Below are 17,179 nucleotides of genomic sequence, written 5' to 3' on the forward strand. Positions count from 1 at the left end.
TTCCTCGGGGTCAGCTCTGGCGGCCGTACATGAGTTGTGGTTGGACGTAGACCGTGCCGGAGGTGGACGTCACCATGGCCTGGATCTCGAACGTGAGCCGGGTGCCGAAGACGGTGGCGAAGTCGCCGGGGATCGCGTCGCTGTGGTCGAGAGCCGAGCCGGCGGCGACGGTGTCGCCCCACTGGCTGCCGTCGACGAGCACCCGTACCGAGCCGGTGGCGCCGGAACTGACCGAGGTGGCGACGATGAGCCGCATCTTCGGCTGCCACACGATGTTGTACGACCTCGCGACCGTCGTCCACGAGGTCGAGGTGGTCTGCGGCCAGCGGCTCGGCGTCAGATCCTGCGGGGGCAGCATCGCCAGCCAGGGCCGGGCGAGGCCGCCGGTGTCGATGTCGTCGGAGAAGATCTCGCGGCCGTTGACATCGTGGACCCGCAGCGGCTGCTGGGAGGTGCTGGTGCCGTCGCCGTTGTACACGCTCAGGGCCAGCTTGCCGGTCTGGCGGCGGATCGCGAGGCCGAACTCGTCGTTCGTCCACTTGCCGACCCGGAACACCTCGGAGCTGTTGTCCGGGGTCCGTACGGAGATGTAACCGCCCGCGCCGGAGCCCTTGTTGAGGGCGGGCAGGCCGTTGACGGCGGTGGACAGCTGCTGGATGCGGCGTTCCATCTGGGTGAGCCGGTCGATGATGTCCTCGGGGAGCTGGGGCATCAGACCTCCTCCAGGTAGAGATCGGCGGTGTCGGGGCGGCCGCGCTGGGCCGGGCTCACCTTGACGCCGATGATCCGGTAGCGGGCGTCCAGGCCCTCGGCCCACCACTCGTCGTCGATGCGGATACGGACGGTCCGGCCGAGCAGGGCGGGCGGGACCAGGTCGTCGAGGCGGACGCTGATCTCCGGGATCACCACAGCCGCGGTGGCCGACGCCAGTTCGGCCTTGGCCAGCGAGTTCAGGGTGTCCTTGCTGGTGACCTCGGTGTGGTCGGAGGACAGGTCGATGCGCGGGTAGCCCGCCTTGGTGATCAGGTCGCCGGCGGTCTGTATGTCGGAGCACTGCGGGTAGGACTCCGCGGCCTGGTTGTCGTTGACCGAGGCCCCGCGCGTCCGGGCGGTGGTTCCGCCGCGGGTGGCGTCGCGCGGAAAGGAGTACGACAGGATCGTCCCCGGCCGGTCCATCAGGAGGTCGGTGGTTCCGATCCGGATCTGCGGGCTGCCCAGCCGCAGCCGGCGCACCCGCGCTCCGGTGGACGGGTCGCGGTAGACGGCGATGTGGTGCTCGAAGCCGTTGTCCACGGCGGCGAGCGCGTCGAGCGCCTCCAAGTAGACCGCCTCGTCGCCGTCGCGGTAGGAGACGGTGGCGGTCTGCGCGGAGGTCTCGTCCCCGGTCGTGACGCCGATGTCGCCGCCGACCTCGGTGGGTTCGGCGGCGGCGTCGACGGTTCCGGTCTGGAGGTGCCGCCACAGCTTGCGGGCCACCTCCAGCTGGTCCTCGCCGCTGAACGCGAGATCCTCGCGGATGCGGCGGCGGCCCGCGTACGACTCGAAGGTGGCCGCCTGGATGCCGAGGCTGAGGACGCCCCGGGTGTCGCTCTGCAGGGTGGACGTCCAGATGATGCCGCCCCACCACAGGTCGTCGCCGCGCTGGAGATAGACCGAGGTGCGGCCCTCCTCGATGCGGCGGGCGCGGGCGGCCAGCTCGGCGTTGGGGAGGGGGACGGTGCCGGAGAGGGAACCGGCCTTGCCGATGTAGTCGTCGACGGTGACGTCCCGTAGGGGCAGGATGTCGATGGGGCGGTCGGTGAGCAGGTCGCAGAAGATCGCGCGGTACGGGGTGTTCGTGCTGGTCGTGCTCATGCGGCGGCCTCGTAGGTGACGGTGCCGCGGATGGCGTAACTGCTGGCCCAGGTCCAGGGCGAAAGGGCGTCCACGGCACCGGTCTTGGTGAACGCGACGGCGCTGGGCTGGCCCGAGGAGATCATCAGTCCGAAGGTGCTGGTGGTGGCGCAGAGCACCCGAGAGATGGCCCGGTTGTCGTTGGTCGCGCCGAGGTCGGCGAAGCCGATGCAGGAGCGGGCCGTCGACGCGGCCACCGGCAGGGAGAACCGCCACTTGTCCGAGACGGTGGGGCTGGTGCCGAAGTTGGTGGTGCTGCCGAACTGGATCACGAAGCTGGCGTGCACGGTCGTACCGAATTTCACGTACCGGCAGTCGACCGTGGCGTCGCCGTACGACGGCGTCGCGTTGCCCGTGCTGGTCGTCCACGTGGGCGTCCAGCTCTGCCAGGTCGGCAGGACCGGGTAGTCGGTCCAGGCGGTGCCGCTCCAGCGCTGGAGCTGGCCGTTGGCATCGCGGTACTGGCCCGGGTAGGAGCCGATGGCGGTGTCGGTGGTGACGGGGAGGATGCCGCCCACGCCGACCGTGGCGGTGCGCCGGCCGACGAGGGCGGTGCTCCAGGCGATGCCGCCGGTGCCCGCGCTCGTGCCGGCCGGCACGGTGACCTCGTACAGCGGGAGCGACAGGTCCGGGACGGCGGGCACGGTCGGGAGGGCGGCCGGGGTGCCCTTGATGATCTCGATGACGGCCTCGGTGCGGCCGGAGCCGTCGTAGGCGTCGTCGTAGACGCGCAGCACGAGCAGGTCGATCCGGCCCTGGGCGTCGCCGTCGGCGAAGACGATGTTCTGGTACTCGGTCATCGCGAGTGGGTAGGCGCCTCGGGCGTCGGTGGACTGTATGACGGCGCGGCCGGGGCTGACCGAGGCGTTCATGGTGCCCGTGCTGCCGGTCAGGGTGAAGCCGGAGATGCGGTACTGGCCGGTGGCCGACCCCGGCAGGACGCCGGAGCGGGTCGCGACGGGGGAGGACGGGGTGAGGGCACCGAGCGAGGTGAGCCTGGTGGTCTCGCGGGTCTGGCCGTCCGGGGACAGCCAGCCGGAACGTATGGCCATGGGGTGACTCCTTTCGGGAGGGGAGGGTCAGCCGACGGGCTCGGCGCGCAGGTAGATGTTGTCGAAATGGCAGATGACCGCCGCGTCGCTGGAGCGGTGCATGGCGGTCACCGTGTAGCTCGTGCCGGGTGTGAGCGCGCCCACCCGCCGTACCGTCGAGACCGACGAGTAGACGGTGCCTCCGTGGGAGGCGCAGTTCTCGTCGTCCGCGCTGAGCACGACAGTGCTGCCCTGGGTGACCTGCGGGGCCATGAACGCCGTGGCGGTGGTGCTGCCCTGGGTCAGCATGCGCGCGCCGTAGTGGAGCAGTACGGCGCCGGTGGGCGGAGCGGTGAAGGTGAGAGTGAGCGCGGTGATGGCGCTCTCGGTGAGGGCGGCCGTGTAGGTGGTGGACGTGGTGTAGCCGGCGTCCAGGGACTGCGCGAACGGCAAAGGAATGACCGCCGTCGTCCACGCCGAGCCGTTCCAGCGCTGGAGGACGCCGGAGGCGGAGTCGCGGTACTGGCCGGTGTAACTGCCCATGGTGACCGCGCCGTTGGGCGCGATGCCGCCGATCGCCTTCGGATACCTGACCCACTCGGTGCCGTTCCACCGCTGGAGGTAACCGGAGCTGTCGTCGTCCTGGTACTGGCCGGGGTAACTCCCGGCCACCGCCGCGTTGTTGTAGACCGGGAGGATGCCGCCGGTCGAAACCAGCGTGGTACGCAGGTCGGTGAGGGCGGTCGCCCAGGCGATGCCGCCGCTGCCCGCGCTGGTTCCGGCCGGGACGGAGACCTGGAACAGCGGCAGCGCCAGGTTCGGGACGGCCGGTGCGGCGGGGGTGGCGGTCGGGGTGCCCTGGACGATCTCGACGACGGCCTCGGTGCGGCCGGAACCGTCGTAGGCGTCGTCGTAGACCCGCAGGACCACCAGGTCGATACGGCCGTTCAGCGCGTCGCCGTCGGCGAACGTGATGGTGATGTCCTCGTCGAGGGCGACCGGGTAGGCACCCTGAGTGGTGGTGCCCTGGATGACGGCCCTGCCGTGGTAGACGACGGCGGACATCGTGCCCGTCTTGCCGCTCATCCACAGGGCGCCGACCCGGTACTTCCCGTCGTAGGTCCCCGGCAGGATGCCGGAGCGGGACTGGAGAGGGCCGGCCGGGGTGGTGGCGCCGAGGGCGGTGTGGCGGGTGGCTTGTCTGGTCTGGCCGGTGGGGCTCAGCCAGCCGGAGTGCAGTGTCATGGTCGGAGAGTCCTTCGCTCGGTCTGCGGGCTGTGTCGGCTCAGGCGGCGGACTCGTACGTGCCGTGGATCGACAGCACGTCCCCGGTGGCCCACTCGAAGGGGTACGACTTGTCCCAGATGTCGACGGCGATCTTCAGGGAGTCCCGCAGCGAACGGGCCACGCCGCCGTTGTTCAGCGAGAGCAGCGAGCTGCCCTGGTAGAAGAGGCTCGCGGAGCTGTCGAAGCCGAGGACGGTGAGCACACGTCCGTCCAGCTTCCAGTCCTTGGCGGACGGCGCCGCCGGCAGCGAGAAGTACCAGTTCCCGTTGGCGTCCATGGCGGACAGGTTCGTCGTCGAGCCGATCTTCAGATAGATCCGCACGTGGACGAGCGTGCCCATCTTCACGTACGAGCCCGCCAGCGTTCCGTTGCCGATGACGGGCGCGGTGCCGGCCTCCGCGCCCCACACCGGTGTGTAGTCGGTCCAGGTCGGCACCGGCTGGAACGGCAGCGCCCAGGTCGAGCCGTTCCAGCGCTGGAGGTACCCGGCGGAACTGTCCCGGTACTGGCCGGTGTAGCCGGCCGTGGTGACCGCGCCGACCGGGGCGATGCCGCCGAGGGCACTCGGGTAGGAGACCCACGCGGACCCGTCCCAGCGCTGCAGTGTGCCGCCGGAGTCGCGGTACTGGCCGGGGTAGGCGCCGTTGCCGGTCTCCCCGTACGCCGGGAGGATGCCGCCGATGGCGACGACGGTCGTCCGCAGGTCCTCGACGTCGTTGTTCCAGTTGACGCCGCCGGTGCCGGCGCTGATGCCGGCCCGCACGGTGACCCGGTAGATCGGCAGCGCGATGTCCGGGAGCGCGGGTTCGACGGGGGTCGCGGACGGGGTGCCCTTGATGATCTCGACGGCGGCCTTGGTGAAGCCGGAGTCGTCGTACAGGTCGTCGTAGATACGGAGTACGACGAGGTCGAAGCGGGCGTTGGAGGCGTCGCCGTCGGAGAAGGTGAGGGACAGCGTCTCGGGGAGGGTGACCGGGTAGGCGCCCTGGTTGCCGTCGGCCTGGATGACCGCCCGGCCCTCGTGCACGGTCGCCTTCATGGTGCCGGCGGTGCCCTCCATCCAGAAGCCGGAGGCGCGGTACTGGCCGTCGTAGGACCCGGGCAGGATGCCGGAGCGGACCTCGATGGGGTTGCTCGGGGTCGTCGCGCCCAGCTGGGTGAGGCGGGTGTCTTCGCGGGTCTGGCCGGTCTCGGCCACCCATGAGCTGCGCAGGTTCATGCGTGTTCTCCTCTGGGCTGGATCACGGGCTGGATCACGGGCTGGGGCACGGGGTGGGTCACCATTCGGCGTCGCGCCAGCGGACGGTCATCCGGGCGCCGGTGTCGTACTCGTCCGGCCGGAACGCCAGCTGCGCGCGGCCCGGTTCGAAGGCGAACAGTTCCTCGGGGCTGCTGTCGGCGGCCGCGGTGTGGCGGCGCGAGGCGGTGCCGTTGAGGGTGACCGTGCCGGCCGCGGTGTCGACGACCAGCTCGTCACCGGCGGCGAGGGAGATGTCGTAGCGCAGGCGGCGGGTCGAGGTGCGGTCGGTGACGGTCGGGTTGGCGCAGGGGCCGTTGAAGGTGAGCACCGGGTGGGTGGGGGCCGAGCCGGTGTTGTCGGCGTTGACGTCTCCGGTGGAGGACGCCTGGCCCCAGTACAGCGGCCAGGTCAGCGGCCAGGTGAGGCCGCTCTCGGGCTGCGGGGCGCCGGTGACCGCGGTCTGTTCGGTGACCGAGTAGCGGCGCGGGTCGGTGGCGTACCACTGCACGGACGCCTTGGACACGCCCTGTGTGGTGTATGTCCGGTCGGCGGCCAGCACGCGCTGGCTGACCCGGGCCCGCACGGCCAGCGTCTCGCCGTGCAGCCGCACCGCCAGCCAGCGCTCCGCGTCGCCGAGCAGCAGGGCCTGGCGCAGGACGCGCATCGCGGCGAGCGAGGACTCGGTGCCGTTCTCCGGCGGAACGGTCCACAGGGTGCCGGCGACCTTGCGGGGCTTGGCGTAGCGGGTGCCCGGCCAGGCGCCGTGCGCGGTGGGGTGGTCGGCGTCGGAGGTGTCGTACTCGGGCAGGTCCTCCCAGCCGCTGAGGCCGCCGCGGTCGATCTCGTACGGCGTGCCGGGGCCGAGCAGCAGTCCGGCCCACTGCATCTGCCCGTCGCGGGTGATGAGTGAGCCGGGGGGTACGTCGTCGGTGTATGCGGTTGTGGTTATGTCGGCCATGGGGCCGTCACCTCATTCTCGGGTTCAGGTACGTGCGTATGCCCTCGCGAGGAAGAGAAGGTCCTCGGCGGTGCCTCGGGGGCCCGCGCCCGCGCTCTCGTGGAACTCCCGGACGTGGTGAGGGAGTTGGGACCGGGACCGGTGCCGCCGGGCGAGTGCCCGCTGCCGCTCCAGGGCGGTGAGCGGCAGCACCCGGCCCGCCCGGCGGGAGGCGCCGGGGATCGCGACGCCGCCCTCGGCGAGCATCGGGATCTTGTCCAGGTCGACGCCGAACTTCTTGCCGAGGATCGAGAAGCTCAGGCTGTTGAGCCCGTCGATGACCCGGTTGGCGAAGGCGATGAGCCCGCTGATCGGGCCCTTGACGACACCGGCGACGGTCTGCGCGCCCGTGGTGACGAACTTCCCTATCGCGCCCAGGGTGTTGGAGGTCGCCTCCTTGATCCGGGTGAACATCCGGGGGATGTCCTTGGTGATCCAGTCCAGCGCCGGCCTGACCGCGTCCTTGAACCCCCGCCACAGCGACGACACCTTGCCGCTGAGTGCGCGGGTGTCGCCGGTGGCGAGCGCCCTGACGGCGGCGAAGGCGGTGCCGAGGAGCGTGCTGATGGCGGAGATCGCGGTCGTGATGAGGAGCAGATAGCCGGTGACGTACGTGTTCACCGCGCTCGCGATCGCTTTGAGCAGCGGGGTCATGAGGGTCAAGTAGCCCTCGACGTACGTCAGTACGAGCTTGGCGAGCTGCTCCATGAGGCGCTGGCCGGTCTCGGAGTTCATCGCGAGGTCCAGCAGCCAGGCGGCGACCGGGAGCAGCAGGCCGGTGACGAAACCGATGGGGTTGGCGCGGGTGAGGGCGTTGATGACGAGCATGACGCCGGAGCCGATGGTCATGGCGGTGCCGAAGGCGCCCATGAGGTCGCCGACGATGCCGGCGATGTCGATGAGACCGGCGGCCAGCGCCAGGATGCCGCCGGCGGTGGACGTGAGCCTGCCGAGGGTCTTCCCGGAGCGCTTGGCGCCGCTGCCGGCCGCCTTGATCCCGGGTGCGGCGGTGGTGGCGGTCTGCCCGGCCTTGGTGACGGAACGGGCGGCGGCGTCGGCGTTCGTCTTGACCTGGCGCAAGGTGGCGGCGCCCTGGTCGGCGGCGGGACGGATGCGGTCTACGGCGGTGGCGGCGCCCTTGAGGCGGTCGGTGAGGGTGCGGAGGCCGGCCTGGGTCTGGGTCACCTTCGTCCGGAAGGAGGTGATGACCGGCGTGACTCCGGCGAACGGATTGGCCGGCAGGGCCACGCCGCCCGCCGATATGGAGGCGGCACTCATCCGCGGGCCTTCGCCAGGAACATCAGGGCGTCGGCGGTGCGCTGGGGGCTGCTGGTCTCGGCGGCGTAGTAGTGCTCGATGTGCAGTGCGCCTCCGGTTCCGGCCGCGCCGCCGTACGCAGAACCCTGTGCCGCGGCCCGCTTCAGCAGCCGGTCCAGCTTGCTCAGCGGCAGTACGGCCTCCGCCTCACCGGCCTCGGCGAGGATCGCCGGCACGCCGCCGGAACGCGGCATGACGACACCGCCGGTCGCCAGCGCGGGGATCTTCGGCAGGCTGACGCCGAAGGTCTTGCCGCCGACCATCGGGACCCAGCCGGGGATGGACACCTTGATGCGGTTGAGGGCGCCGATCGCGGAGTTGACGATGCCGATGACGGCGTTGATCGGGCCCTTCACCGCACTCTTGATGCCGTCGAAGGCCCGGCTCGCGATGCCCTTCAGCCCGCCCCAGACGCTGGACAGCTTGTCCTTGACGGCGCGGAAGGCGTTGGGGATCGCGGACTTGATCCAGTTGACGACGGGCGAGATGACGGCCTTGATGCCCTTCCACACGCCTGAGACGACCGTCTTGATGGCCTTCAGCGCGGTGCTGATGACCTTCTTCCAGATGCCGACGTAGGTCTTGATGACGGTGGCCACGGCCTTGACGACGGCCGAGATCGCCTTCTTGATCCCGCTCCAGACCGACTTGATCAGCTTGGCGGCGTTCTTCATGATCGGCCCGATGGCCTTCATGACGCTGCTGATCACGGACTTGATGGCACCGAACGCCGTCTTGAGGACCTTCTGCATGGTCTTCGACTTGGTCGCCATCTCGACGACCTTCTCGATCAGCGGCATCAGCAGATCCATGAGCATGCCGAAGAAGTTGCCCTTCATCGACTTGTTCATCTTGTCCTGGCCCTTGGCCGCCTTGCTGGCCCCGGACTCGTACTTGCCTAGGTTCTTGCCGGCGGTAGAGCCGGTTTTACCGGCCTTGCTGATGGACTTCTCGGCTTGGTCAGAGGCCGTTTTGAGGTCCTTGAGCTCCTTTCCGGAGCCGTCGGCGGCTGTCTTGAGGGCCTTGAGCTGGGTGGCTCCGGCCTGACCGGCGGTTCCGATCCCCTTGGCGGCGGTCGCGGCGCTGGATGCCTTGGACTTGAAGTCTTGTAGGGATCCGGATGCCTTCTTCAACGAACCTACGAGCGACATTTCAATCCTCCCTTGCTCGGCCGGATCACGCAGCACCTGGAGAAAGTGCCTGCGATGCCTCTTGCAGGCGCTGTCGGAGTCCTGCCATGTCGGTAGTCAAATTGCGAGCGGCCGATGCGGTTGCGTTCAACCTCTCCGCATCCGGTAGCTTGTTATGCGGGAAATCACGCAGGGAGCCGCCGAGGCGGGCAATTGCTGGCGAAAGCTTCTCCGCAGCTTTAGAAGTTGCCTTCATGGTTCTGGCTGACGGCAATTCGCGAGCGTTGGAGTTGTATGTGTGAACCTCCTCGTTCAGTTGCTGTATGGCCCGCTTAACCTGGTTGACGGCATCAAGTGAGGGGAGATTTGTTTGAAGTGGTTGCTCCGGTGCCGCCAAGGTCATGCGGCCACCGTCGTTTGTTGTGAATTCTCTCCCGCCCGTGCGGTTACGGGTAAATGCGGCGAACGCCTTCTTGACGTCGAGGAACTGTAGACCGATGACGGAGAACAGGGCCTTCACGGCGACCACGGTGAGAATTAGTCCGGCCACCCATCCGTCAATTGCTTTGAAAAGCGCAAGGAGCTCTTTGAAGATTGGAATCTCTCCGAGAGCGTCCTTCCAGTCCTTGGCTTTTTCCTTCGGACCTTCCTCGATCGCTGTCTTGAGTTTGGCCACCTGATCGTTGAGTTCTTTCGTGGTGACGGCCTGCGAGCCGCCGCCACTGGGAAGTTTGTCCACCTTCTCATCGATAGATACGGCTTTGTCGTACACCTCATCTATTGTGTGACCGGCCATTTGCTGCACTTCCTTTTCGTGGGGTAATTGGTGGTGTATGGTGCTGCGCGTTGCGTTTTCCGTTCAGGGGGGTGGAACTCTTTATGCTCGCGGTTGTTGCAGCAAGTGACACCACGGTGGTGGCAAGAATCCTCGGCCTGGCTCTGGGGGCGGTCGGATTTCTTTGTGTGGTGTTCTTCGGGGCGTTCATTTTCTTGGCGAGAGAACGCAAGGTCGCGGAGGATCCGCAGGGTCTGGCGCGGATGCGTAAGCAGGCTGTAATTTCTGCCCTGCTTGCCGTTGTTCTGCTTGGTGCCGATTTCTATGTGTGGGTCATGTGAGGCGGTTCGATGTGATCCAGCACAAAATGACAGGTGTCGTTATCGCAGCCGTTGTTGCTGCCACCCGCTGCTGAAATCCGCTCTGTCGAAGCTGACCCAAAGTGGAGTCGGAGGACAGGCGAACGGCTCGTAGGACCTCTCGCGGAGTCCGGCGACGATGGGTGCGGTGGCCGGCGGAGCGGAGTCCGTTCTCGCGGAGCTGCGCAAGGTGGCCACGCTCTCGGGGGCCTTCCTCGGATGCTGCCGGCTTTGGCAGCCGTGTTACGGCCTCGGCCATCTTCGCCGGTGATCCGCTGCGACGCCGGGCCGCTGGGTTTTGAAAGTTCGCGTGATCGGCACGGCAGTCGCTGGGACCGTTTGCTGCGGTGCGTTGGCGCGCCTGAACCGCCGTACTCCTACGGTTCCCTTCGCAGCCGGCCTGTCCCCAGGGCGCCCGTGAACTCCGTCCACGCCTCTCGTCCCACCGAGGCACAGGGCAGTTCCGGGCGCTTGGAGTCGCGTATGGCGATGCGGTGTCCGGCGTTGGCGCGGCGGTGGGGGTGGCACCGTACTGGCTTCGACGAGAAGCAGGTCTGGTGCACCTTCGCCCTCGCGGCGGATCCGTGTCACCCTCGGCCCTGGTGAGGGGCTATGCCCGCCGCGCCTCCGTCAGCGCGTCCGTCCAGCCGGCCGCGTAGGCACGGGACTCCCGGGTGAGCAGCTCCTCGTACACCTGGTCGAGCAGGACCTCGCGGCTGGGTGTGGGGGCGTGCAGGAGGTGGGCGAGGCGGGTGTAGGTGTCCGTCGGCTGTTGCGGGTGGTTGCTCGTGCCAGTCGTCGCCATTTCGGCCTGCTTTCCGGTGTGTCCGCTGGACGCGTGTTCGAACTAGTGTACGAGTCATCCTGTGGTGCCGTCCCGTGTTTGCCGAGGAGTCTCCGTCCCGCACGGTCCGGACCTGCGGTGATGCATGAACCGGTGAAGGTTCTGTCAGGTTCGTGGAGTAGGATCCGGCCGTTCTCGCCGTCGGTGAATGCAGCGTGAACAGTCAGGCCCGCAAAGGGAACTGAGGGTCTGGCATACGACGGTGGACGGCTGCCGACGGCCGTTCTCGCGGCGGGGGGGCGCGATGGGGCAGGGGACGAGAGCAAGGCCTACGGGGTGGATGCGGACGCGAGCAACGCGCGGCACGAGCATGTGATCGACTGGCTGGAACAGTCCGCCGATCTGCCGCATCTCATCGCCCGGGTCTCCGAACTCGTCCACCGACTCGGTTACGACCCCCAGGACCTCATCGTCCTTCCCCGGGCCGAACTCGACCGGCGCGAACTGGGCGCCTACGGCGCGGCCTGGGCCGACGTGGTCGCGGAGCAACTCCCCGGCATACGGCGTGCCTACGAGGAACGGATCACGGCCGCGTACGTCCAGGGCCACGACGACGCGCGCATCGGCCGCCGGCCGCGCCGCACCAGGCGGCCCGAGGGTGAGCGGGGCGGCGAGGTCATCCCGCTGCCGTACCTCCAACTCCTGCGTCCTCCTTCGGAGATGACGCGGGTAGAGGAGCGGGGCGAGCGGGAGCGGTCGGTGGTCGACGGGGTGCCGGCGCCGAGAAACAGGCGTGAGGAGTCGTCGTACGACGATGCCGGTGAGGGTGTGCGTGACTCCGCCCAGGTTGTGCCACCCGAGCCTGGGCCCGAGGTAGAGCCAGAGTTCGAACCGGGACCCGGGCCCGACAGCGTGCCCCCGGCCGACATCCTGATCTCCGCCCGCGACGTGCGGGAGAAGCGCTCGGCGCCTGTCGACCGGCGACCGGTCGTGCGGCGCAACGGGCGGCCCAGCGTGCCCCCGCTGGCACGTGCCGGCGACGGCGGCGTCGTACGGGACAAAGGCCGGCGTCAGCAGGAGCAGCCCGACGCGCCAGGGCCCCGGGACGAGGATCGCCCCCGGCTCTCGGACAAGGCCCGAGTCCTCGCCGACGAGTTGGAAGGCAAGGGCAGGGCCACGGGCCGGAACCGGGGTGCGCTGGACGAGCGGGACGGGCGGGACGAATAGACGCGAGGGCCCCGTTGAGCCGGGGCCCCGCCCCAATCAGGCGAAGAACCGGGCGAGTTGGACCGCGGACGGCGTCGAACCGTCTCCCGGTGTTCCCCGATCGTCGGCCGGCGATCGCCCCACCTCGAACCCGCCCTGTTCTCCTTCTTCTCCCTCTCCCCGTTCCTCCCCTTCCTCCTCCGCCGCATCGCCCGGGCGCGGGACCGGTACCGGGGGCTCCGGCTGGTCACCGTCCTCGGATGAGTTGACGCACATGAACATCCAGTTGGCGGCGGCCAGATGGTCCACGGTCGCGGCCAGCAGATGGTCCGTCACCGACCACTCGGCGGCCTCACCGTGCAGGTCCCGGTTGAGGGCACTGTCGCGCGGCAGGTGTTTGACGAGCACCGCGAGCCGGCGGGAGGAGAGCCGATCGCGGTGCCAGTCGAGGAGGTCGATGCCGTAGTAGCGGAGCAGGTCCGCCTCCAGGGCCTCGGCGTGTTCGTCAACGAACCCGACGAGGCTCAGCCTTCCCCCAGGCCGAGCCCCGTCTCCTTGCCGTAGGCCTCCAGGATGGCGGCGATGTCCTGCATGGTGATCTCGTACCGTTCGAAGCGGGCGAACTGCTGCTCACCCATGAGCAGTCCGAGCAGCCCGTCCACGTCGTTGTCGTCGAGCTTGCGCAGGGCTCGGGCGGTGGCCCGGGTCAGTTCGGTGGGCAGGGTGAAGGTCTCGCCGTCGAGCTCGAACGACCAGGTGCGGCCGAGGGCTTCGAGGCGCTGGGCGCGGGCTGCGTTGACGTCGAATCGGGCCATGGTGATGCGTACTCCTTGGAGTCCGTGAAGTCTTTGAAGGCTGGTGAATGGTGCGGGGGCCCGGGGTGGGGCGGGTCGGCGCCCGCCCCACCCCGGTGGGTCAGGCCGCCGCGTACGAGGCGTCCTTCATCACGAAGCTGGCGAGCGCCGAACCGTCGGCGGCCGCCATCGCCGTGTAGGTGATGCCGAGCTGGGCCGCGGACTTGCGGGCCAGCTTGATGTCGTCCGCCGCCGTGACCTGGCCGCGCGGGATGCCGAAGCGGTAGGTCACGGTGGTGCCGTCGCTGGCGCGGACGTCGGTGAACTCCAGGCCGAGGGCGCGTACGTCGGCGTACGGGCGGTCGGCGATGTCGTACTTGTAGACGCCCGTCGAACCGGTGACGGCCTCGACCGCGCCGCCGCCCATGAAGAACGGCAGCGTGTCCTCGTTGAACTGCATCAGCGAGAACTTCAGCGTCAGGTCCCGGTCCGAGTACACGAAGTGCACAGGGCTGACGGCCTGCCACACGTCGACCGGCTCCAGCTTGTCCTTCTTGCTGAAGGTGACGCCCTCACCGGAGGTGAAGCCGAGGTTCTTCCAGCCGGTCGCCCAGTCGGTGGTGGTGTCGGTGGAGAAGGTGGTCGGGACGTCGGTGTCGGCGGTGGCGACATAGAGGCGGCCTACGCCGGCGATGCGGATCTCGGAGGAGTTGGTGCCTGCCATGGCGGGTTCTCCTTATATAGGGGGTTGGTGGTGCGAGGTGTCGTCCCCGGTGGTCCGGGTACGGCGAAGGCCCCGCCGGGTGGGTGGCGGGGCCTTCGGTCTGGGGTGCGGCGAGTGCTGTATCGGGTCGTGCGTCAGCCGGTGTCTCAGTGCACGTTTCAGTACACGTTCAGGAACACCTTGAGCACGCACACGTAGCGGTTCGCCGCGGAGTAGAGGTAGTCGGGCAGCCAGCGCGGGCCGTCCTGTTCCTCCACCTCGGTGATGACGTTCGTGCCGTACGTGTTGCCGGCCGCGGCCATCAGAGCGCGCCGGGCCGCGTTGGCCAGCACGTGCGCCTCCTGCTTGGTCGGGCCGTACACCTCCAGCTCGATGAGCGGCTGGTCGACGTGCAGCTCACCGATCCAGGCACCGCCGCGCCGGTTGACCAGGACGGCGGCGGTCGTCCCGGCGAAGTCCGACGGCGGATCGACGGCGACAAGGGCCGTGGAGAGGGTGGAGTCGGCCTCCAGGATGTCGACGACCAGGGCCTCGACGTCGGGGAAGGCACTCGGTGGAGTGGGTGTGGTCATGCCGAAGTCACCTCGTCGTGAGAAGGGGGAAGGACGCCGGGCGGGCGCCGCGAGGGGGCGGCGGGGGGAAGCGGCGCCTCGGCCCGGCGTACGGCGACGGGTGCGATCCCGCGTTGCGGGCGCAGCTCCGCCGCTGCACCAACTGTGACAGATGAGCGTGCGCGCACGCAACTAAATTGGCGAGGTGATTGTGAGGGGAGGGGGAAGAGCGAGGGCGGGGGAGGTGGGGGAGTAGTGGGGGGGAGGGGTCTACATACGACTCCGCGCACCCGTCGGCCCACGGGTGCCCTTGAACGACGTACCGCCGGAGAAGCGTCAGTCGGAGCTCGCGGAAGTCCCCGTCGCCGCCTCCGCCGCCATCCGCGCTTCCGGGCGGGCGTGGCTCTGCCTCACACCCGCGGTCTCGGCGACGGTGCCGGCACCGGCACCCGTCCCGGCCTCCGTCTCGTTCGGCAGGAACTGCTCCACCACCCTGACGAACATGTCCCGTCGGTCGGCCGGTACGCCCAGCAGGTCCGCGACCTCCTCCAGGGTGGGGCGGCGGCCGAACTCCGCGCTCGGGGCGGGGGCGGCCAAGTAGGTGTGGGGATCGGCCAGTTCCTCCGCGGTCAGGCGGCCGGAGCGGATGAGCATGTCGCGGACCGGTACGCCGAGCACGCGGGCCAGCCGGCGGGTGGTTTCGAGGTCCGGCATGCTCTGGCGCTGGAGCAGACGGGTTACGGCGGCGCGGTGGACGCCCGCCTCGTCCGCGATCTTGGACTTGCCGCCGCCGCGTGGGCTGTCGATGTCGTAGCCGCGGTCGCGCATCAGGGCCTCGACCCACGCCGCGAACGCGTCCAGATCCTGGCTGGTCATGTCTGCTCGCTTTCTTCGGGGGTGAGGCGAGTTTAGCTTGCTTGCGCGCACGGAATTACGTGCTCTCGTGCAAGCAATGCGGAAAATCGCCGCGGTTCGAGCGATTCGGGCGGTTGTGTGGTCGGGCGCATCCGGAGCGTGATCGAAATGCATTGCGCGCGCGCACGCAATCTGTAACTGTAGGGGGCGTTCACTTCGTACGGCTCGTTCACGCCGACAGGGAGGCTCCATGTCCCTAGCCAGTTCCTGCCCACCGGTTCGCCGGCCGGGTTGGCAGTCCGCGGCTGCCTGCGCCGGGTTCTCCCCGCGGGTCGTCTTCGCCAAGAAGGCCAAGGAGGCCGCCCCCGCACTGGCCGCCTGCGCGGTCTGCCCCGTCCGTCGTGCCTGCGAGGAGGTGGTGGCCCCGGCCGAGAACGGGTTCGACGGCGTCTGCGGCGGCCGCCTCTGGCGCTCAGGCCGCCCGGTCGACGTACCGGCACACCTGCTCCCGCCCGCGCTCGCCGCACTCCGGGGAGACTCACTTGCCTGAGGAACGCTCGACCGGCGACCGCCCCACCGCCCACGCCGCCCTCTGGATAACCACCCTGCTCCAGCAGTTCCCGGAACTCTCCGCCGAACTCGTCCCCGGCCGCACCTCACCCGCCCGCCGCCCCTCCACCCCAGTCCCCGCCGACCTCGGCGCCCGCCTCCGCGAGGAGCGCGAGGAAGCCCTGCTCCTCCAGCAGTGCCACGGCCTCGTAGCCCCCGGGCATACCTCGGCCCCTCTCCGACTGCACGTCTCCGACGCCATCCGCGACATCACCGACGGGGTGATCGAACTGGAGGAGGCCGTGTGTGACCGGCTCGGTCTGCCCCGACCGCGCCGTTCCCCCGTGCCCGAGCGGTTGCGTCGTATCGAGGCTCTCCTCGACGACATCGCGGCCGACGCCTCCCTGGCCGCGCACGTACGTGACGAGACCCGGCGCATGGCCCGCCGCTGTGCGCGCACATTGGGGGACACCGAAACAGTCGTACGGGTGTCCGGGCGCTGCCCCTGGTGCGACTCGGTCTCTCTACGGGCGTTCCCCGATCGCCGAGCCGTCCTCTGTATCAACCCGGCGTGCCGTTGCACGGACCCCGACTGCGGCTGCCACGACGATCCCGCCCATCGGCACACCTGGGCCGAGGGGGAGTGGGAGCGGGCCGACCGATGAGTACGCCGATGAATGCACCGACGAATGCACCGATGGGTACGCCGTCCCGGGATGGTCGTCCCGCCCTCATACCCGGCCCTCTGGCCGCCGGCGAGGTCGGCGTCGCCCCCGCCACCATCCGCAAGTGGGTCCAGCTCGGCCATCTCAAGGCCGCCGGCCGGGCGGGTCGTGCGCAGCTCTTCCGCCTTGAGGATGTCTTCGCCGCCGAGCGGGCCGCTCGGGGGCGCGACCGGAATTAGCCGGGAACCTCTCTCGGTGACCGCTTGTGGGAACCGGTGCCGATTCGCGCGCGTTGGAGCATTATGGAGGCATTCAGCGCCCGGGGGGTGGCCGTGTCGTACCCGTCGCAGTGGCAGCCAGGCCAGGCAGGACAGCCGTGGCAAGGGCAGAACCGTCCGCATGTCCAGCAGGGGCAGAGCAGCCCGTCGATGCTCGCCTCGTCCGCCGACCGAGAGCGCACCGTTGACGTGCTCAGGGCGGGCTTCGGCGAAGGGCGGCTGGAGCAGGACGAGTTCGAGCAGCGGACCGCGAGAGCGTACAAGGCGCGCACGGTGGGTGAGCTGGCGCTCCTCGTCGCCGACCTGCCGCAGGGCCCCGCGCCGCTGCTCGCGGCGAACGCGCCGGTGCCCCACACGTTCCTGCCCGCCCCGGCGCCGCCCACGAACGGCAAGGCCATCGGCTCGCTGGTCTGCGGGGTGCTCACCATGGCGACGTTCGGCCTCACCGGCCTGCCCGCCGTGATCCTGGGACATGTGGCCCGCACCGAGATACGCCGCAAGGGCGAGGGCGGTGACGGGCTCGCGTTGACCGGTCTCGTCCTCGGCTGGCTGTCCGTCGCGGCCTGGGGCGTGTTCCTGGCGGTCCTCTTCGTGGCGGCGGTCGCATCGGCGTCCGGCTGAAGCGCAGCGGGGTGACGAGCGGGCCAGGGATGGCCGAATAGCAGGCGGCGGGGCAGTGGACGTACGGCATGCGCCGCTCGATAAACCCGGTGCCGCCCATTTGTTTTGACCGGAGTCATTGCG

At 69.4% G+C, this 17,179-nt stretch carries 22 protein-coding genes; 6 read left to right on the forward strand and 16 right to left on the reverse strand.

Annotation, left to right across the window (positions count from 1 at the left end; genetic code table 11):
* Nucleotides 1-10: 10 nt before the first annotated feature.
* Genes AC5DRG_RS31805 through AC5DRG_RS31845 form a run of 9 tightly spaced genes read right to left on the reverse strand, consistent with a single transcriptional unit; the run spans nucleotide 11 to nucleotide 9,667 of the window.
* Complete coding sequence (locus tag AC5DRG_RS31805; RefSeq protein ID WP_491802920.1) at nucleotides 11-712, reverse strand: hypothetical protein; 702 nt, start codon at nucleotides 710-712, stop codon at nucleotides 11-13.
* The gene (locus AC5DRG_RS31810; protein WP_491802921.1) at nucleotides 712-1,854 is read right to left on the reverse strand and encodes a hypothetical protein; all 1,143 of its coding nucleotides are present in this window, start codon (nucleotides 1,852-1,854) and stop codon (nucleotides 712-714) included. The genes AC5DRG_RS31805 and AC5DRG_RS31810 overlap by 1 nt, the downstream gene beginning before the upstream one ends.
* Nucleotides 1,851-2,945, reverse strand: a complete 1,095-nt coding sequence (locus AC5DRG_RS31815; RefSeq protein WP_491802922.1) for a hypothetical protein — start codon at nucleotides 2,943-2,945, stop codon at nucleotides 1,851-1,853. The genes AC5DRG_RS31810 and AC5DRG_RS31815 overlap by 4 nt, the downstream gene beginning before the upstream one ends.
* 27 nt (nucleotides 2,946-2,972) lie before the next feature.
* Nucleotides 2,973-4,169 (reverse strand): hypothetical protein, encoded by a 1,197-nt coding sequence (locus tag AC5DRG_RS31820; RefSeq protein WP_491802923.1) that lies wholly within the window; start codon nucleotides 4,167-4,169, stop codon nucleotides 2,973-2,975.
* A gap of 40 nt (nucleotides 4,170-4,209) precedes the next feature.
* Nucleotides 4,210-5,430 (reverse strand): hypothetical protein, encoded by a 1,221-nt coding sequence (locus AC5DRG_RS31825; protein WP_491802924.1) that lies wholly within the window; start codon nucleotides 5,428-5,430, stop codon nucleotides 4,210-4,212.
* A 58-nt stretch (nucleotides 5,431-5,488) separates the two neighbouring features.
* On the reverse strand, nucleotides 5,489-6,409 hold the full coding sequence (locus AC5DRG_RS31830; protein WP_491802925.1) for a phage distal tail protein: 921 nt from the start codon (nucleotides 6,407-6,409) through the stop codon (nucleotides 5,489-5,491).
* A 24-nt stretch (nucleotides 6,410-6,433) separates the two neighbouring features.
* Nucleotides 6,434-7,726 carry a phage tail family protein gene (locus AC5DRG_RS31835; RefSeq protein WP_491802927.1) on the reverse strand — a complete coding sequence of 431 codons (1,293 nt, stop codon included), beginning with the start codon at nucleotides 7,724-7,726 and terminating at the stop codon, nucleotides 6,434-6,436.
* Complete coding sequence (locus tag AC5DRG_RS31840) at nucleotides 7,723-8,916, reverse strand: phage tail protein (protein ID WP_491802928.1); 1,194 nt, start codon at nucleotides 8,914-8,916, stop codon at nucleotides 7,723-7,725. Before AC5DRG_RS31840 ends, AC5DRG_RS31835 begins: the two co-directional genes overlap by 4 nt.
* 25 nt (nucleotides 8,917-8,941) lie before the next feature.
* Nucleotides 8,942-9,667, reverse strand: coding sequence for a hypothetical protein (locus AC5DRG_RS31845; RefSeq protein WP_491802930.1), 726 nt, complete (start codon nucleotides 9,665-9,667; stop codon nucleotides 8,942-8,944).
* A gap of 95 nt (nucleotides 9,668-9,762) precedes the next feature.
* On the opposite strand from AC5DRG_RS31845, the gene AC5DRG_RS31850 reads away from it, so the two are divergent.
* Nucleotides 9,763-10,011, forward strand: a complete 249-nt coding sequence (locus AC5DRG_RS31850; RefSeq protein ID WP_491802931.1) for a hypothetical protein — start codon at nucleotides 9,763-9,765, stop codon at nucleotides 10,009-10,011.
* A gap of 395 nt (nucleotides 10,012-10,406) precedes the next feature.
* Here the strand turns inward: AC5DRG_RS31850 and AC5DRG_RS31855 are convergent, their stop codons facing one another.
* Together AC5DRG_RS31855 and AC5DRG_RS31860 are read right to left on the reverse strand one after the other, a co-directional pair.
* Nucleotides 10,407-10,592 (reverse strand): DUF397 domain-containing protein, encoded by a 186-nt coding sequence (locus AC5DRG_RS31855; protein WP_491802932.1) that lies wholly within the window; start codon nucleotides 10,590-10,592, stop codon nucleotides 10,407-10,409.
* Between the two features lie 47 nt (nucleotides 10,593-10,639).
* On the reverse strand, nucleotides 10,640-10,834 hold the full coding sequence (locus AC5DRG_RS31860; RefSeq protein ID WP_491802933.1) for a hypothetical protein: 195 nt from the start codon (nucleotides 10,832-10,834) through the stop codon (nucleotides 10,640-10,642).
* Nucleotides 10,835-11,149: 315 nt separating this feature from the next.
* Between AC5DRG_RS31860 and AC5DRG_RS31865 the strand changes: the two genes are divergently transcribed.
* Nucleotides 11,150-12,040 carry a hypothetical protein gene (locus tag AC5DRG_RS31865; RefSeq protein WP_491802934.1) on the forward strand — a complete coding sequence of 297 codons (891 nt, stop codon included), beginning with the start codon at nucleotides 11,150-11,152 and terminating at the stop codon, nucleotides 12,038-12,040.
* 36 nt (nucleotides 12,041-12,076) lie between these two features.
* Here AC5DRG_RS31865 and AC5DRG_RS31870 read toward each other — a convergent pair whose 3' ends face one another.
* From AC5DRG_RS31870 to AC5DRG_RS31890, 5 genes are all read right to left on the reverse strand, one after another.
* On the reverse strand, nucleotides 12,077-12,478 hold the full coding sequence (locus AC5DRG_RS31870) for a hypothetical protein (protein WP_491813219.1): 402 nt from the start codon (nucleotides 12,476-12,478) through the stop codon (nucleotides 12,077-12,079).
* Between the two features lie 65 nt (nucleotides 12,479-12,543).
* On the reverse strand, nucleotides 12,544-12,834 hold the full coding sequence (locus tag AC5DRG_RS31875; RefSeq protein ID WP_266435082.1) for a hypothetical protein: 291 nt from the start codon (nucleotides 12,832-12,834) through the stop codon (nucleotides 12,544-12,546).
* 100 nt (nucleotides 12,835-12,934) lie between these two features.
* Entirely contained in the window at nucleotides 12,935-13,537 is a 603-nt protein-coding gene (locus AC5DRG_RS31880; RefSeq protein ID WP_491802935.1) for a phage tail tube protein, read from the reverse strand.
* Between the two features lie 158 nt (nucleotides 13,538-13,695).
* Complete coding sequence (locus tag AC5DRG_RS31885) at nucleotides 13,696-14,109, reverse strand: phage tail termination protein (protein ID WP_491802936.1); 414 nt, start codon at nucleotides 14,107-14,109, stop codon at nucleotides 13,696-13,698.
* 315 nt (nucleotides 14,110-14,424) lie between these two features.
* Entirely contained in the window at nucleotides 14,425-14,964 is a 540-nt protein-coding gene (locus AC5DRG_RS31890; protein WP_491802937.1) for a helix-turn-helix domain-containing protein, read from the reverse strand.
* A 229-nt stretch (nucleotides 14,965-15,193) separates the two neighbouring features.
* On the opposite strand from AC5DRG_RS31890, the gene AC5DRG_RS31895 reads away from it, so the two are divergent.
* The 4 genes from AC5DRG_RS31895 to AC5DRG_RS31910 all read left to right on the forward strand — a co-directional run bounded on the left by AC5DRG_RS31895 (nucleotide 15,194) and on the right by AC5DRG_RS31910 (nucleotide 17,056).
* Complete coding sequence (locus tag AC5DRG_RS31895; protein ID WP_491802938.1) at nucleotides 15,194-15,493, forward strand: WhiB family transcriptional regulator; 300 nt, start codon at nucleotides 15,194-15,196, stop codon at nucleotides 15,491-15,493.
* Nucleotides 15,486-16,157: a hypothetical protein gene (locus AC5DRG_RS31900; RefSeq protein WP_491802939.1), complete on the forward strand. Its 672-nt coding sequence runs from the start codon at nucleotides 15,486-15,488 to the stop codon at nucleotides 16,155-16,157. Before AC5DRG_RS31895 ends, AC5DRG_RS31900 begins: the two co-directional genes overlap by 8 nt.
* Before the next feature lie 32 nt (nucleotides 16,158-16,189).
* Nucleotides 16,190-16,396: a MerR family transcriptional regulator gene (locus tag AC5DRG_RS31905; RefSeq protein WP_491802940.1), complete on the forward strand. Its 207-nt coding sequence runs from the start codon at nucleotides 16,190-16,192 to the stop codon at nucleotides 16,394-16,396.
* 63 nt (nucleotides 16,397-16,459) lie between these two features.
* Nucleotides 16,460-17,056 (forward strand): DUF1707 and DUF4190 domain-containing protein, encoded by a 597-nt coding sequence (locus AC5DRG_RS31910; RefSeq protein ID WP_491802941.1) that lies wholly within the window; start codon nucleotides 16,460-16,462, stop codon nucleotides 17,054-17,056.
* Nucleotides 17,057-17,179: the final 123 nt, after the last annotated feature.

The sequence above is a fragment of the Streptomyces sp. JLBG701 genome, assembly GCF_058544905.1.